We start from the raw sequence: 14,896 nt of genomic DNA, 5'->3' as shown, positions 1-14,896 counted from the left end.
ACGCCTGAGCGGTCAGGCCAGCATGCCGCCGTCGACCCGCAGGACCGTGCCGGTGACATAGGAGGCGCGGTCGCTCAGCAGCCAGGCGGCCGCCTCGGCGACCTCCTCCGGGGCGGCGGCACGGCCGAGCGGCGTCCGGGCGTTGAACTGGTCGATGGTGCCGGGCGCCGTCGCGTCCCACTCGTACAGCATCTCGGTGAGCGTGGTGCCCGGCGCGATCGCGTTGACCCGGATGCCCTCCGGGCCGTACGTGGCGGCGGCGGACGCGGTGAGGCTGTCGACCGCCCGCTTCATGGCGCCGTACGCGGGCAGCCAGGGGTTGGCCATCAGGCTGCCGACGCTGGAGGTGTTCACGATCGCCCCCTGCCCCGCGGTGGCCCGGATGGCGGTGATCTCGGCCTTCATGGCGAGCCAGACGCCCTTGAGGTTGACCGTGTAGACATGATCGAAGTCGGGCTCGGGCAACTGGTCCATGGGGCCCGGCTGTTGGGCGGTCGCGGCGTTGTTGAAGGCGATGTCGAGCCTGCCGTACAGCTCTACGGCCCGGTCCACGGCGGCGCGCAGACTGTCCGGGTCCGCGAGGTCGCAGCGGATGTGGTCGGCGGTGCCCCCGGCGGCCCGGATCTCCTCGGTGACCGCCTTGAGCTGGTCCTCGGTGCGGGAGGCGAGCAGGACCCGGGCGCCCTCGCGGGCGAACAGCCGGGCGGCCGCGGCGCCGATGCCCCGTCCGGCACCGGTGACGAAGGCGACCTTGTCGGCGAGCAGGAATGTGCTGGTGGTGTGAGTCATGCCGTAGAGCCTGCGACCGGGCCCGATGCGCATCCAGGCATCGCCAGGACCTGGCTGCGTTCTCCGGCGCCCCCGCACACTGGGAGTGTGGACCGACGAGAACTGGCCGACTTCCTGCGCAGCCGGCGCGAGCGCATCACCCCCGCCGACATGGGCCTGCCCGCCGGGCCGCGCCGCCGCACCCCCGGGCTGCGCCGCGAGGAGGTGGCCCAGCTGGCGTACATCTCCACCGAGTACTACACCCGCCTGGAACAGGCGCGGGGCCCGCACCCGTCCCGCGAGGTGCTGGGCCAGCTCGCCCGCGCGCTGCGCCTGTCCGACCCCGAGCGCGATCACCTCCACCACCTCGCCGGGACCCCGCCAGGACCACCGCCCGGACCCTCCCGGGAGGTACGGCAGAGCATCGTCGACCTGCTGGCCCGGCTGCCGCAGGCCGCGGCGATCGTGCTCTCGGCGACCTACGAGGTCATCGCCTGGAACGAGCTGGCCGCCGCGCTCATGGAGGACTTCTCCGCGCTCTCCCGCCGCGACCGCAATCTGATCCGCCGCTGCTTCCTCGGCCCCTACCGCGACGGACGCCCGCTGTACGGCATCTCCGACGCGGGTGACTTCGGCGCCGCGGCCACCAACGACCTGCGCGCCGCGGCGGCCCGCTACCCGAACGACCCCGACGTGACCGGTCTGGTCGCCGAACTGGTCGCGGGCAGCGAGGAGTTCGCCGCGCTCTGGAACCGGCACTGTGTGATCAGCAGGCCCGCCCTGCGCAAGACCTTCGAACACCCGCTGGTCGGAACGGTCGCGGTCAACTGCGATGTGCTGGACATCACCGACCTCGACCAGCGCGTCGTGATCTACACCGCCGAGCCGGGCTCACGCTCCGAGGAGGCACTGCGCCTGCTCTCGGTCCTCGGCACCCAGCGCATGGACGTACCCGGCTGACCTCTCCCGCCCTCAGGCGGCGTGGAGTTGGCGACCGTGGCCGGTGACGGCGCGCACCTCGGCGATGAGACGCGTGATCAGCGGCTCGGGGGCGTGGTCCGGCCACACCACCGCGAGGTCGTGGGGCTCCGCGTCCGTGACCGGGATCCAGCGCACGTTGCCGTCGGGCAGCAGCGCGTGCAGCGGTTGCGGGGCGAACCAGACACCGCGACCGCGGCTGACTTCGAGCAGGCAGTCCTCCACGGCGGGCACGACCGGGCCGTACGGTGCCGGGCGGCCGTCGGGCCGCGGGTCCGCGAGCCAGAACCGTTCGGCTTCCGGTGAGGTGAGAACGTCGGGACGCAGCACCGGATCGTTCGCGAGGTCGGCGAGCGTCAGGCTGGGACGGTCGGCCAGGGGATGGCGGGTGGAGAGCGCCACGGCTCGGGGATCGCTGCGGACGACCGCGGTGTGCACCCCGACGTCACCGACCGGCAGCCACATGAAGGCAGCGTCCGCCTGTCCGTCGGTGAGGAGACCGAGCTCCTGCCGGGGGGTCCGAGCCCCTTTCAGCGACACCCGCAGACCGGGGACCGCCGCCTCCAGCGCGTCGGCCACATCGACGGCGAACAGCGTGGTGGCGGCGGGGCAGCAGGCCAGACGAAGGGTGCCGGTCTGGGCGTTCGCCGCGGCGCGCACTCGTGCCGCGAGACGGGCGACGTCGTCGATGACGGTCCCGCCCCCGGCGACGAGTTCCGCTCCGGCGGCGGTCAGCAGCACTCCGCGCGAGGTGCGCACCAACAGGTCGACGCCCAGGGAGCGTTCCAACTGCCGTACGTGCGTCGAGACCGCCTGCTGGGTCAGATGGAGCGTGGCCCCGGCGCCGGTGATGGACCGCTGCCGGGCCACGACCAGAAACGAACGCAGATGGCGCAGGTCGATGTCGCTCACGTCCAACACCGCAACCGCCACAGCGATTTGCGGTGCCCGGCACAAGATTTCACTGTTTCCTCCGGCACCGCCGCCACCTCCAGAATCTCCTTGTCCGGGCAAGCCGCCGAAGCCAAGACAGGGAGACCCAGTGCGTACGAGCGACCGTCCCACCCTCGACGCGGACGTGCGCCGCCTCGCGGACCGCCAGGCCGTGGTCGAGGTCTGCACGCGCATGGCGTGGCACTCCGACCAGCGCGAGTGGGAGGCGCTGAAGTCCGTGTTCGCCGACGAGGTGCGGCTCGACTACACGAGCATGAACGGCGGCGAACCGGCCCTGTTGTCGCCGGAACAGATCGTGGACGCGTGGTCCCAGTCGCTGGGCCGACTCGACGCGACCCAGCACATGATCACCAACCAGCTGGTCACGCTGGCCGGCGACACCGCGGTGTGCACCGCGTCATTCCAGGCCACCCACCGGCTGGCGGCCCCGTTCGGGGCACCGTTGTGGACGCTCGGCGGCACCTACCGCTTCGCCCTGGTCCGCGTCGGCGGGGACTGGAAGATCAGCGGCGTGGTGATGAACGCGGTGTGGGCCGACGGCAACAAGGACCTGGTGGCGGCGAGGGCCCCCGAATGATCCGCCGGCCCGGCGCCGCCCTGCTGGCCGCCCTGTTCCTCGCGTCCGCCTGCGCGTCGAAGGACTCCGGGTCCGACGGCCCCTCGACCTCGACATCGGCCACTCCCCGTTCAGCCGTGCCGAGGAGCGACGTACTGAAACCGGTCACCGCCTATGTCCAAGCCGTCAACCGCAAGGATCGCGACGCCTTGGTGGCCTCGTTCGCCGTCGATGCCGAGGTGATCGACGTCGGCCGCGTCTTCGCCGGCCGTGACGCCATCCGCGGCTGGGCCGACCGCGAGGTCATCGGCGGCGCGCTGACGGTCGACGCCGTCGTGGAGAGCCGCCCCGGCTACCAGAAGCTGCTGGTGACCTTCGCGCCGGGCGGCAGCAACGGGTTCGCCGCCCACTACGCCTTCACGGTGTCCGGCGCCGCCATCACCCGCGCCGAACTCACCTACGCCGACTGACCACCCTGAGAGGACTGTTCGTGACGACCCAGCACAAGGTCACCTTCCCCGGCGCCGAAGCCACCCTGACCGGCAACCTGTTCCTGCCCGACGGCGGGACCACGGCGCCCGGGGTCGTGGTGGCCGGGACCTGGACCAGCGTCAAGGAGCTGATGGCCGACCGGTACGCCGAAGCACTGGCCGACCGCGGATATGCCGCCCTGTCCTTCGACTTCACCGGCTTCGGCGAGTCCGGCGGCGAACCACGGGATGTGGAGAATCCGGCCCGCAAGGTCCTGGACATCCATGACGCGGTGACGTTCCTTGCCTCCCACCCGTCGGTCGACGCCGACCGGCTGGGCGCCCTGGGCATCTGCGCGGCCGCGATGTACATGGCCGACAACGCGGCCCACGACCCCCGGATCGGCTCCCTCGCCCTGGTCGCCCCCTGGTTGCACGACGCCGCCATCTGCGCGGACGCCTACGGCGGCGCGGACGAGGTGGCCCAGAAGATCAAGCTCGCCCGCGAGGCCCGCGCGCGGTTCGCGCGGACCGGCGCGATCGACTACGTGCCCGTGGTCAGCGCCACCGACGAACGCGCTGCCATGCCCTACGACATCGACTTCTACCTCAACCCCGAACGCGGCGCCGTCCCGTCCTGGCCCAACCGCTTCGCCGTGATGGCCTGGGAGGACTGGCTCACCTACGACTCCATCGCCCTGGCACCCCGGATCACCCGGCCCACCCAGCTGGTCCACAGCGTGGACGCCGCCATCCCCGACGGCGCCCGGCGCTTCTACGCGGGGCTGGCCGGCCCCAGGGAGATCCTCTGGACGGAGGGCACCCAGTTCGACTTCTACGACCAGGACCCGCAGGTCACCCTCGCCGCCGACACGGTGGCCGCGCACTTCGGCAGGTCCCTGCGATGATCCTCGTCACCGGAGCCACCGGCCAGGTCGGCGGCGAAGTCGTCCAGGCCCTCGTCCGCGCCGGGCACCCCGCCCGCGCACTGGTCCGCAGGACCGTCGAACTGCCGGTCGCGCAGGCCGTCGGCGATCTGAACGATCCGGATTCGCTCGCCCCGGCGCTCGACGGCGTCCAAGGGGTGTTCCTGCTGCCCGGTTACGACGACATGCCGGGCCTGCTCGCCAGGATGCGGCGGGCGGGAGTGGCACGGGTGGTGCTGCTGTCCAGCCTGGCCGCCGTCGCCACCGACACTCGCAACGCCGTGTCGGAGTACATGATCCGCTCCGAGACGGCGGTCCGTGAGTCCGGACTGCCCTGGACGTTCCTGCGTCCCAACGCCTTCATGTCCAACGCCTTGCGCTGGCTGCCCCAACTGCGCGCGGGCGACGTCGTCAAGGACGCCTTCGGCGACGTTCCCATCGCCTCCGTCGACCCCTACGACATCGCCGCCGTCGCCGTCCGGTCGCTGCTGGACCCCGGTCACGAGGAGCGCGTCCACGAGCTGAGCGGGCCGGAACGGCTGCTCCCCGCCCAGCGCCTGGCCGTTCTGGCCGAGGTGCTCGACCGCGATCTGCGCTTCCACGCCCTCACGGACGAGGAGGCCCGGAAGGACATGACCGGGCGCATCCCGCAGGAGTACATCGACGCCTTCTTCAGCTTCTACGCCGAAGGGACCATCGACGAGTCCCGGATCTATCCCACGGTGCAGCAGGTGACCGGCAGTCCGCCCCGCTCCTTCCGCCACTGGGCCCTCGCCCACCGCGACGGCTTCGCCGCTCCCTAGCCCCCTCGACGCGACGAAGGCTCCTGATGATCCGAAGACTGGATGGAGCGTGCCTGTCCCGGCCACCCGCCGGTAGCGGACCTGGTGACCATCGTGCAGGAGAACAGCAAGGCCGTCGGGCGGGAGCCGACCGCCGAGGGCGCCGCCCGCCACGACCGCTGCCGAGCGTCGTCCATGCGAGTGGAGCACCCCGCCGTGCGCGCCGTCCACCCGACCGGCACGCTGGCCTCATGGTCACCGATCACCCAGTCGCGGTCCTGCCGCCTGCCGCGGACGGCGGTCGGCGCGTCCGCATCGGCGGCCGGTACGTCGGCATCGCCTACGGCCTGCTCGACGTCGCGGCGTTCGTCCAGGAGGCCGGGTTGCAGGACTGGGACGAGATGGACGTCGTGCAGTCCCCGCTGATCGACTGGCAGGGCGGCGGACCGGAGGCGTGGGGGCCCTGAAAGGTCCCACGGTGGTCCGCCACCACCCGCCGGGCCGTCAGTCGGTGGCCGCCGTCCAGCCGGACGCCGAGATCCGGGCCGCGTCCGCCGGGCGGGCCTCGTCGAACAGGACGCGGTCGGCGTCCTCGACGCGCAGTCCGTCGACGTACGCGCCCCGGCCCACGTACAGCCGGTCCGTGGCGTAGCGCCAGCGCACCGCGAGCCGAGGGGCGGGCGGGAGCTGCGCGGTCAGCCGGTGCCAGACGCGGCCCGACCAGCCGGTGACCGACCCCGACGGACGTTCCTCGGGCCGTCCGCCCGGACGGAGGGTGGTGAACGGCACCGGCTGCCAGCTCGCCCCGCCGTCCGCAGAGGTCTCCAGGACCAGGGCGTCCGCCTGCGGTTCGGTGTCCCACCACAGCGAGCAGCGCAGCCGCGCCCCGCTCTCCGAGGTGTCCAGCGCGGGGAGGGCGAGCGTGGCCGCGGCGGCATTCGCCATGCCGGAGAACCAGGCGGTACGGCCATGGCGCGGGCGGACCGGTACGGCCCGGGCCAGATGGTTGGCGGCGGCGACCCGGGGTGCGGAGCCGGACCGCCAACTGCGCACCGGATGGACCGAGTTGCCGAGCACCACCAGGAAGGAGTCGGTCGTCGGGTCGAGGACCAGCGAGGTGCCGGTGAACCCGGTGTGGCCCGCGCTGCGCGGGGTGGCCATGGCGCCCATGTACCAGTGCTGGTAGAGCTCGAAGCCGAGACCGTGCTCGTCGCCGGGGAAGTCGGTGTTGAAGTCGGTGAACATCAGCTCCACCGACTCCGGTTCCAGGACGCGGGTGCGGCCGTACGCGCCACCGTTGAGCAGGGTCCGGCCGAGCACCGCCAGGTCCCAGGCGCAGGAGAAGACACCCGCATGGCCGGCGACGCCGCCGAGGCTGAAGGCGTTCTCGTCGTGCACCTCGCCCCGCACGAGCCCCCGGTCGAGGCCCGACCAGGGCTTGCGGGCGTCCTCGGTGGCCGCGATCCGTGGTCTCCAGTCGGCGGGCGGGTTGTAGCGGGTGCGGTCCATGCCGAGCGGGCCGGTGATCTCCTCGTGGAGCAGGGCGTCCAGCGGACGGCCGGTGATCTTCTCCAGCACCAGCTGGAGCGAGATCAGGTTCAGGTCGGAGTAGAGGTAGCGGGTGCCCGGTGGGTTGAGCGGGGCCTCGTTCCAGATCAGCCGGAGCTTCTCCTCGTGGGTGGGAGCGTTGTACAGCGGGATCCAGGCGCGGAACCCCGAGGTGTGGGTGAGCAGTTGGCGGACCGTCATGTCCTGCTTGCCCGCCGCCCCGAACTCCGGCAGATAGGCGGCGACCTTCTCCTCCAGGTCCAGCGTGCCCCGCTCGATCTGCTGCACGGCCAGCAGGGAGGTGAACAGCTTGGAGACCGAGGCGAGGTCGAAGACGGTGTCCCTCGCCATCGGGATCCGCTCGTCGGCGGGGAGTTCGACGCCGGTGTCGGTCTTCTCGTCGTACGCCGAGTAGCGCACCGCCATCCCGATCGGCTCGTGCAGCGCCACGGTGCCACCCCGCCCGGCGAGCAGGACGGCGCCCGCGTACCAGGGGTGCTTGGGGGAGGCGCCGAGGAACGCCTCGGCGTCGGTGACGAGTTGCCGCAGATGGGCCGGGAGCAGTCCGGCCCGCTCCGGCGAGCCGTACCTCAGGGTGCCGCGGCTGGTGGCGGCTGCCGCCGGGCCTGCCGGGAAGAGGGCGAGGGCCAGGGCGCCGCCCAGGGCCAGGGCTCCTCCGGTCAGTTGACGCCGAGTCAGGCCGCGTCTGCTGTCGGTCATCGAGGTTCCTCCCGCGAGTCCGCCTGAAAGTATCTTTCCGGGATCACCTTGCGCGCTGAAACTTTCCTGTCAGACGGGGGCCGTGTCAACCAGGCGCCCGGAACCTGAATCTGACGGACCATCAGAGAACCCCTTCCGTCCTCCGCAGGACTCCGGCATCCTGCGCCCATGCAGACGGAGCTGAGCAAGCAACTGGGAATCGAGCACGCCGTCTTCGGCTTCACCCCGTTCCCCGCCGTCGCCGCGGCCATCAGCCGGGCCGGGGGTTTCGGAGTGCTCGGCGCGGTCCGCTACACCGCCCCCGACGACCTCAAACGCGACCTCGACTGGGTGGAGGCCCATGTCGACGGCAAGCCCTACGGGCTGGACGTCGTGATGCCGGCGAAGAAGGTGGAAGGCGTCAGCGAGGCCGACGTCGAGGCGATGATCCCCGAACAGCACCGGGCCTTCGTCCAGGACACCCTCGCCAAGTACGGCGTGCCCGAACTCGCCGAGGGCGAGGCGTCCGGCTGGCGGATCACCGGCTGGATGGAGCAGGTCGCCCGCACCCAGCTCGACGTCGCCTTCGACTACCCGATCGGACTGCTCGCCAACGCCCTCGGCTCACCGCCCGCCGACGTCGTGGACCGCGCTCACGACCAGGACGTCCTGGTCGCCGCCCTCGCGGGCAGCGCCCGCCACGCCCGTAAGCACCAGGAGGCGGGCATCGACATCGTCGTCGCCCAGGGCTACGAGGCGGGCGGCCACACCGGCGAGATCGCCTCCATGGTGCTCACGCCCGAGGTCGTCGACGCCGTCGACCCGCTCCCCGTCCTGGCCGCGGGCGGCATCGGCAGCGGACGACAGGTGGCGGCGGCGCTGGCGCTCGGCGCCCAGGGAGTGTGGCTGGGCTCTCTCTGGCTGACCACCACCGAGGCCGACCTCCACTCGCCGGCCCTCACCCGCAAGCTCCTCGCCGCGGGCTCCGGCGACACGGTCCGCTCCCGCTCCCTGACCGGCAAGCCCGCCCGCCAGTTGCGCACCGAGTGGACCGACGCCTGGGATGACCCGGCCGGACCCGGCACCCTCCCCATGCCCCTCCAGGGGCTCCTCGTCGCCGAGGCCGTCTCCCGCATCCAGCGCTACGAGGTCGAGCCGCTGCTCGGCACACCCGTCGGCCAGATCGTCGGCCGGATGACCAGCGAACGCAGTGTCCAGGCCGTCTTCGACGACCTCACCCGGGGTTTCGAACGGGCCGTGGACCGCGTCAACCGCATCGCCGGAAGGAGCGGCCAGTGACCAGCGCACCCCCCATCGGCTTCTGGGCCCAGGCGGCCCGCGCACCCCACCGCACGGTCCTCGTCGCCCCGGACGGCGAGGAGTGGACCGCCGGCCGACTGCATTCGACCGCCAACCGACTCGTCCACGGACTGCGCGCGGCGGGCCTGGAACGCGGCGACGCCTTCGCCGTCGTCCTCCCGAACAGCACCGAGTTCCTCACCGCCTATCTCGCCGCCAGCCAGGCCGGGTTCTACCTCGTGCCCGTCAACCACCACTTCGTCGCCCCCGAGATCGCCTGGATCGTCGCCGACTCCGGCGCCAAGGTGCTCATCGCCCACGAGCGGTTCGCCGAGCCCGCCCGCCGGGCCGCCGACGAGGCCGGGCTCCCGGCCACCCACCGCTACGCCGTCGGCGCCGTCGAGGGATTCCGGCCGTACGCCGAACTCCTCTACGGACAACCGGAGTCGGCGCCCGAGGACCGCACCCTCGGCTGGGTCATGAACTACACCTCGGGCACCACCGGCCGCCCCCGCGGCATCCGCCGCCCACTGCCCGGAAAGCTCCCCGAGGAGGCCTATCTCGGCGGTTTCCTGGGCATCTTCGGCATCAAGCCGTACGACGACAACGTGCACCTCGTCTGCTCGCCGCTCTACCACACGGCCGTGCTCCAGTTCGCGGGCGCCTCCCTGCACATCGGGCACCGGCTGGTGCTGATGGACAGGTGGGTGCCCGAGGAGATGCTCCGCCTCATCGACACCCACCGGTGCACCCACACCCACATGGTCCCGACCCAGTTCCACCGGCTGCTGGCCCTCCCACGGGAGGTGCGCGACCGCTACGACGTGTCCGCCATGCGGCACGCCATCCACGGTGCCGCGCCCTGCCCCGACCATGTGAAGCGGGCGATGATCGACTGGTGGGGGAGCTGCGTGGAGGAGTACTACGCGGCCAGCGAGGGCGGCGGTGCCTTCGCGACCGCCGAGGACTGGCTGAAGAAGCCCGGCACGGTCGGCAAGGCGTGGCCCATCAGCGAGCTCGCGGTCTTCGACGACGACGGCAACCGGCTGCCGCCCGGTGAACTCGGCACCGTCTACATGAAGATGAGCACCGGCGGCTTCGCCTACCACAAGGACGACGCCAAGACCCGCAAGAACCGCATCGGCGACTTCTTCACCGTCGGCGACCTCGGCCTGCTCGACGAGGACGGCTATCTCTTCCTGCGCGACCGCAAGATCGACATGATCATCTCGGGCGGGGTGAACATCTACCCCGCCGAGATCGAGTCGGTCCTGCTCGCCCACCCGGCCGTCGCCGACGCCGCCGCGTTCGGCATCCCGCACGACGACTGGGGCGAGGAGGTCAAGGCCGTCGTGGAAGTCGTCCCCGGCCGCACCCCGGGCCCCGACCTCGCCGCCGACCTCCTCGCCCACTGCGCTGCACGGCTCGCCGGGTTCAAGTGCCCGAAGAGCGTCGACTTCGTCGCGGAGATGCCCCGCGACCCCAACGGCAAGCTCTACAAGCGACGGCTGCGGGACCCGTACTGGGAGGGACGCGCCCGGACGATGTGACCACCCGCAATTCGTCGTAGGCATCGGCCCGGACGTCACCCTTTGGCCGGCCCGCGGTCGCCCTGCTGCCGCTCACCTCCGCCGAACCCGTCGTATCGGCGCTGCTGCGGGGCGAGTCGGGCACCCTGGGCGACGCGGGCGCGGAGCCCGGCTTCAAGGCGTACGCACCGGACCAGGAGAGGCCGCCGGACTCGGCTACGTCGCCGTCTTCGCCCACTGGCTGGTCACCGTGGTGGGCGCGTACGCCCTGGAACGAACGGGCCGCCGCGGCCCCGCCGAAGCGGTGCCGCGGCGGCTCATGTACGGCCGTACCCGCTAGGAGGGTTCAGCGGCGCTCACGCACCATGACCACCCGGAGCGCGGGCGACTTGCGGATGTCCTTCTCGCAGAACCGGGACGTCACCCACTTCTCGCCGGAGAACAGCCGGGTCTGGTCGCTGTAGTGGGCCGAGTTCGCGTTCGAGGACTGGGAGTACGACAGCAGCGTGCGCGCCACCGGGCAGCGGCTGCCGTCCCAGCCGACGGCCTGAATGTAGCTGGAGCCGGTCGTCACCTCGGTGTAGCCGCCCTTCGCCGCGTCCCACACCGGCTCGACCTTGTTCCACACACCCAGGCTCTCGGTGCCGCCCGGCACCGGGATCCGCTGACCGTTGCGGACGACGAACTGGTGCTGCCCGAGCGGGGAGTCCAGCGCGATGCCCGCCGCCCGCAGCTCGGTGACCGCGTCCGCGAGGGCGGAACCGAAGCCCGGCGCACCCGTGTTCAGGGTGTTGGGGGTGCCCACCGGGTCGGCCGCAGAGAAGGGCACCTTCCACAGCTGGGCCGCCGGAACCGAGGCCGTCAGCTTCCGCCAGAACCGGTCGAAGAGCAGCGCGCCCCGGCTCCCGGTGTCCGTCGTACGGTCCCACGCGGCCAGCACCGCACAGGCGCCCGAGACGTCAACGGCCTTGCCGTCGCCGCCCGTCGCCGTGCCGCCCGGCAGCGCGGCACAGGCCGCCGCCGCGTCCTTCGCAGCCAGGTCGCCCGCGGGCACCCGGTTGGCGAACTGCTGCGCCTGAAGGTCCCGCACGGTCAGCTCACCGCGCCCCGCCAGCGCCGCCACGTCCTCGATCGCTCCGCGCGTCCGCATCGAGCGCTGCGTCCCGATCGTGCCGAAGACCCGCTCGTACCCGGTCAGCGGACGGTCCGCGTTGGACAGCCAGGCGCTGTCGTTGGAGTTCTCCGCGTACGGCGCGTCCTTCAGCGTCGGCAGCTTCGCGGGCCCGAAGATGCCCGGCTGCACCGCGTCGGGATCGGAGCCCAGAGCGCAGGCACCCCGCGAGCCGTCGAGGATCGCGAGCCCCGCGGAGGGGTAGGTGACCCGGCCGAGCGGGGTCGAGCAGGACTGGGCCAGCTCGTCGGTGATCCGGGGGAGCACCTGGGACTGGGTGAACAGGGTGTGGCCGGTGGAGTCCGCGGCGATGGTGTTCACCCACGGCAGGCCCTGGGTGCGCTGGAGCGAGCCGAGCACCTCCGCGGTGCTGTGGGCCTTGCTGAAGCCGAGCGCGGTGTCGGAGGCGCGCAGGTTGAGGGAGTTGGGGTCGTTGACCGCGTACGCCGTCGTGGCCGTCCACGGCAGCGGCAGGGATGCGCCGAGCGAGGTGACCACCGGGCCGTACCGGGTCCACCACTGCGTCCTGGACACCGGTGCGCCGTCCCGCACGTCCACGGTGACCGTGCGCTTCGTCATCCGCTCCGGCTTGCCGTCGACCAGGTACACCGTCGGATCCGCCGGGTCCAGCGTCAGCTGGTGGAGGTTGAGGGTGACGCCCGTCGCGACGGTGTGGCTCCAGGCGACATGGGCGTTGTGGCCTATGGACACGGTGGCGCTGCCGAGCAGCGAACCGCCCGCGACGTTCAGCTCGCCGGGGATGGTCTGCTGCGACTGCCAGAAGCGGCGGCCGCCCTGCCACGGGTAGTGCGGATTGCCCAGCAGCAGCCCGCGGCCGTTGGCCGTGGTCGTCCCGCTGAAGGCCACGGCGTTGGAGCCCATGTCGGCCGTGTCGGCGGCGAGCAGCTCCCGCGCGGCGCGGGCGGTGTCCTGGGCGTCGGGCGCCGCGGCGGCCGTGGCCGTCGTCGGCGGTTGCGCGGCCGTGATGCCGTCCACCGCGCGGCCCTCGCCGCCCAGCACCGCCAGCGCGTAGGCGCGGGTGGCGACGTCGAGGGTGGTGACCGGGCGCACCCAGGCGGCTCCCTTGCACGCCGGGTCGGTGATCCGGTTCTGCTTCAGCCAGGCGTTGTACCCCGCCGTGAAGCCCCGGATCAGTTCCTTCGACTGGCGGCTCGGCCCGCGCGGCGCCGGCTCCGCGAGCAGCTTCTCCACCGTCCCCGCCTCCCGTACGCCACGGAAGTACAGATCGCTGGAGAGGTTGCGGCTCGCCGAGGACAGCGAGAAGTCGGTGGCCGCGTCGGGCCCGAAGAACCGGGAACGGTCGCCGCGCACGGTCAGGAAACCGTCGGCGAGCGTGCACACCTGATCGGCGGCCTGCGCCCAGCCGGTGCCGAAGCCCAGGTTCGCGTAGTCCTTGGCGACGATGTGCGGAATGCCGTACTCGGTGTAGCGGATCACGGCCGACAGGCCGCCGTGCGAGGGGTGTTCGCCGCGGTCCGGGCGCTCGGCCGCGGCCGCCGGCAGGGTGGCGCCGGCGGTGAGCAGGGCGACGGCCGCGACGACGAGCCGTCTGAGGCGGATGCGCATCAAGCCTCCCAACGTCCTTGGGGGAAGGGGCGGTTGAGCGTACCAACGGGTATGTGCCCGTGGAACGTGTCGTTCGCCGGTGCTTGACCTCCCTTCGGCGGGGGCCGAGGATCAACTGTCATGACGCCTGGACACGGCAGCACGGTTGACGGGGTGCTGCGGCGCAGCGCCCGGCGCACCCCGGCACGCGTCGCGGTGGAGTACCGCGACCGGACCTGGACGTACGAGGAGTTCGACGAGGCCGTCTCCCGCGCGGCGAGCGTCCTGCTCGGCCAGGGGCTCTCCCCCGGCGACCGGGTCGGCTCCTACGGCCACAACTCCGACGCCTATCTGATCGGCTTCCTCGCCTGCGCCCGCGCCGGCCTGGTGCATGTGCCGGTCAACCAGAACCTCACCGGCGACGATCTGGCTTACCTGGTCGGCCAGTCCGGCAGCTCCCTCGTCCTCACCGACCCCGGCCTGGCGAACCGGCTCCCCGACGGCGTACGGGCGCTGCCGCTGCACGACGCCGACGGCTCGCTGCTGGAACTGCTGGCCTCGGCGCCCGCGTACGACGGCCCGGAGGCGCGCGGCGAGGACCTCGTGCAGCTGCTGTACACCTCGGGCACGACGGCCCTGCCGAAGGGCGCGATGATGACGCACCGCGCGCTGGTGCACGAGTACCTGAGCGCGATCACGGCCCTCGACCTGAGCGCCGGCGACCGGCCCGTGCACTCGCTGCCGCTGTACCACTCCGCGCAGATGCACGTCTTCCTGCTGCCGTATCTCGCGGTCGGCGCGACCAACATCATCCTCGACGCCCCCGACGGCGACCGGCTCTTCGAGCTGATCGAGGCCGGCCGCGTGGACAGCCTGTTCGCCCCGCCCACGGTGTGGATCGGCCTGGCCAACCGCCCCGACTTCACCACCCGCGACCTCGGCGCGCTGCGCAAGGCGTACTACGGCGCCTCGATCATGCCGGTGCCCGTGCTGGAGCGGCTCCGTGAACGGCTGCCGGAGCTGGGCTTCTACAACTGCTTCGGGCAGAGCGAGATCGGCCCGCTCGCCACCGTCCTCGCCCCCGACGAGCACAAGGGCCGCATGGACTCCTGCGGCCGCCCGGTGCTGTTCGTCGACGCGCGCGTGGTCGACGAGGACGGCAAGGACGTGCCCGACGGCACACCCGGCGAGATCGTCTACCGTTCCCCGCAGTTGTGCGAGGGCTACTGGGACAAGCCCGAGGAGACGGCCGAGGCCTTCCGCGACGGCTGGTTCCGCTCCGGCGACCTCGCCGTGCGGGACGCCCATGGCTACTTCACGATCGTCGACCGGGTCAAGGACGTCATCAACTCCGGCGGTGTGCTGGTCGCCTCACGCCAGGTCGAGGACGCGCTGTACACCCACGACGGCGTCGCCGAGGTCGCGGTGGTCGGACTGCCGGACGAGCGCTGGATCGAGGCGGTCACCGCGGTCGTCGTCCCGCGTGGAGAGGTCACCGAGGCCGAACTGATCGACCACGCGCGGGAGAAGCTCGCCCACTTCAAGGCGCCCAAGCGGATCGTCTTCGTCGACGCGCTGCCCCGCAACGCCAGCGGCAAGATCCTCAAAAGGGAGCTGCGGGACCGGTTCGCCGACTCCTAGGATCACGGT

13 protein-coding genes are annotated in these 14,896 nt (G+C 72.1%); 9 read left to right on the top strand and 4 right to left on the bottom strand.

The window, feature by feature from the left end; all coding sequences use genetic code 11:
- Nucleotides 1–12: 12 nt before the first annotated feature.
- Nucleotides 13–822 (bottom strand): SDR family NAD(P)-dependent oxidoreductase, encoded by an 810-nt coding sequence (locus STRCI_RS02555; RefSeq protein ID WP_418953303.1) that lies wholly within the window; start codon nucleotides 820–822, stop codon nucleotides 13–15.
- A 54-nt stretch (nucleotides 823–876) separates the two neighbouring features.
- Between STRCI_RS02555 and STRCI_RS02550 the strand changes: the two genes are divergently transcribed.
- Nucleotides 877–1,728, top strand: coding sequence for a helix-turn-helix transcriptional regulator (locus STRCI_RS02550; protein ID WP_269657146.1), 852 nt, complete (start codon nucleotides 877–879; stop codon nucleotides 1,726–1,728).
- Between the two features lie 12 nt (nucleotides 1,729–1,740).
- On the opposite strand, the gene STRCI_RS02545 is transcribed toward STRCI_RS02550, so the two are convergent.
- On the bottom strand, nucleotides 1,741–2,658 hold the full coding sequence (locus STRCI_RS02545) for a LysR family transcriptional regulator (protein ID WP_269657145.1): 918 nt from the start codon (nucleotides 2,656–2,658) through the stop codon (nucleotides 1,741–1,743).
- Between the two features lie 130 nt (nucleotides 2,659–2,788).
- Here STRCI_RS02545 and STRCI_RS02540 point away from each other — a divergent pair, with 130 nt between their 5' ends.
- From STRCI_RS02540 to STRCI_RS02520, 5 genes are all read left to right on the top strand, one after another.
- Complete coding sequence (locus STRCI_RS02540) at nucleotides 2,789–3,277, top strand: nuclear transport factor 2 family protein (protein ID WP_269657144.1); 489 nt, start codon at nucleotides 2,789–2,791, stop codon at nucleotides 3,275–3,277.
- Nucleotides 3,274–3,726, top strand: coding sequence for a nuclear transport factor 2 family protein (locus STRCI_RS02535; protein ID WP_269657143.1), 453 nt, complete (start codon nucleotides 3,274–3,276; stop codon nucleotides 3,724–3,726). The genes STRCI_RS02540 and STRCI_RS02535 overlap by 4 nt, the downstream gene beginning before the upstream one ends.
- Nucleotides 3,727–3,746: 20 nt before the next feature.
- Nucleotides 3,747–4,634: an alpha/beta hydrolase gene (locus tag STRCI_RS02530; protein ID WP_269657142.1), complete on the top strand. Its 888-nt coding sequence runs from the start codon at nucleotides 3,747–3,749 to the stop codon at nucleotides 4,632–4,634.
- Complete coding sequence (locus STRCI_RS02525) at nucleotides 4,631–5,455, top strand: NAD(P)H-binding protein (protein WP_269657141.1); 825 nt, start codon at nucleotides 4,631–4,633, stop codon at nucleotides 5,453–5,455. Before STRCI_RS02530 ends, STRCI_RS02525 begins: the two co-directional genes overlap by 4 nt.
- Nucleotides 5,456–5,685: 230 nt before the next feature.
- Nucleotides 5,686–5,901, top strand: coding sequence for a hypothetical protein (locus STRCI_RS02520; protein WP_269657140.1), 216 nt, complete (start codon nucleotides 5,686–5,688; stop codon nucleotides 5,899–5,901).
- Nucleotides 5,902–5,938: 37 nt separating this feature from the next.
- Here STRCI_RS02520 and STRCI_RS02515 read toward each other — a convergent pair whose 3' ends face one another.
- Nucleotides 5,939–7,702, bottom strand: coding sequence for a serine hydrolase domain-containing protein (locus STRCI_RS02515; protein ID WP_269657139.1), 1,764 nt, complete (start codon nucleotides 7,700–7,702; stop codon nucleotides 5,939–5,941).
- 168 nt (nucleotides 7,703–7,870) lie between these two features.
- Here STRCI_RS02515 and STRCI_RS02510 point away from each other — a divergent pair, with 168 nt between their 5' ends.
- Together STRCI_RS02510 and STRCI_RS02505 are read left to right on the top strand one after the other, a co-directional pair.
- Nucleotides 7,871–8,980 (top strand): NAD(P)H-dependent flavin oxidoreductase, encoded by a 1,110-nt coding sequence (locus tag STRCI_RS02510; protein ID WP_269657138.1) that lies wholly within the window; start codon nucleotides 7,871–7,873, stop codon nucleotides 8,978–8,980.
- Nucleotides 8,977–10,530 (top strand): acyl-CoA synthetase, encoded by a 1,554-nt coding sequence (locus STRCI_RS02505; RefSeq protein ID WP_269657137.1) that lies wholly within the window; start codon nucleotides 8,977–8,979, stop codon nucleotides 10,528–10,530. Before STRCI_RS02510 ends, STRCI_RS02505 begins: the two co-directional genes overlap by 4 nt.
- A gap of 325 nt (nucleotides 10,531–10,855) precedes the next feature.
- On the opposite strand, the gene STRCI_RS02500 is transcribed toward STRCI_RS02505, so the two are convergent.
- Nucleotides 10,856–13,267: a penicillin acylase family protein gene (locus STRCI_RS02500; protein WP_269657136.1), complete on the bottom strand. Its 2,412-nt coding sequence runs from the start codon at nucleotides 13,265–13,267 to the stop codon at nucleotides 10,856–10,858.
- 120 nt (nucleotides 13,268–13,387) lie between these two features.
- On the opposite strand from STRCI_RS02500, the gene STRCI_RS02495 reads away from it, so the two are divergent.
- Nucleotides 13,388–14,887 (top strand): acyl-CoA synthetase, encoded by a 1,500-nt coding sequence (locus STRCI_RS02495; protein ID WP_269657135.1) that lies wholly within the window; start codon nucleotides 13,388–13,390, stop codon nucleotides 14,885–14,887.
- The last annotated feature ends 9 nt before the right edge of the window (nucleotides 14,888–14,896 follow it).

Source organism: Streptomyces cinnabarinus (genome assembly GCF_027270315.1).
Lineage (GTDB): Bacteria > Actinomycetota > Actinomycetes > Streptomycetales > Streptomycetaceae > Streptomyces > Streptomyces cinnabarinus.
This window is presented reverse-complemented; position numbering and strand designations above follow the sequence as displayed.

Excerpts from the sequence above, each read along its gene's own strand:
- STRCI_RS02555 (WP_418953303.1), bottom strand. The coding sequence starts at position 822 with ATGCGCATCGGGCCCGGTCGCAGGCTCTACGGCATGACTCACACCACC.
- STRCI_RS02535 (WP_269657143.1), top strand. The coding sequence starts at position 3,274 with ATGATCCGCCGGCCCGGCGCCGCCCTGCTGGCCGCCCTGTTCCTCGCG.
- STRCI_RS02525 (WP_269657141.1), top strand. The coding sequence starts at position 4,631 with ATGATCCTCGTCACCGGAGCCACCGGCCAGGTCGGCGGCGAAGTCGTC.
- STRCI_RS02520 (WP_269657140.1), top strand. The coding sequence starts at position 5,686 with ATGGTCACCGATCACCCAGTCGCGGTCCTGCCGCCTGCCGCGGACGGC.
- STRCI_RS02515 (WP_269657139.1), bottom strand. The coding sequence starts at position 7,702 with ATGACCGACAGCAGACGCGGCCTGACTCGGCGTCAACTGACCGGAGGA.
- STRCI_RS02510 (WP_269657138.1), top strand. The coding sequence starts at position 7,871 with ATGCAGACGGAGCTGAGCAAGCAACTGGGAATCGAGCACGCCGTCTTC.
- STRCI_RS02500 (WP_269657136.1), bottom strand. The coding sequence starts at position 13,267 with ATGCGCATCCGCCTCAGACGGCTCGTCGTCGCGGCCGTCGCCCTGCTC.
- STRCI_RS02495 (WP_269657135.1), top strand. The coding sequence starts at position 13,388 with ATGACGCCTGGACACGGCAGCACGGTTGACGGGGTGCTGCGGCGCAGC.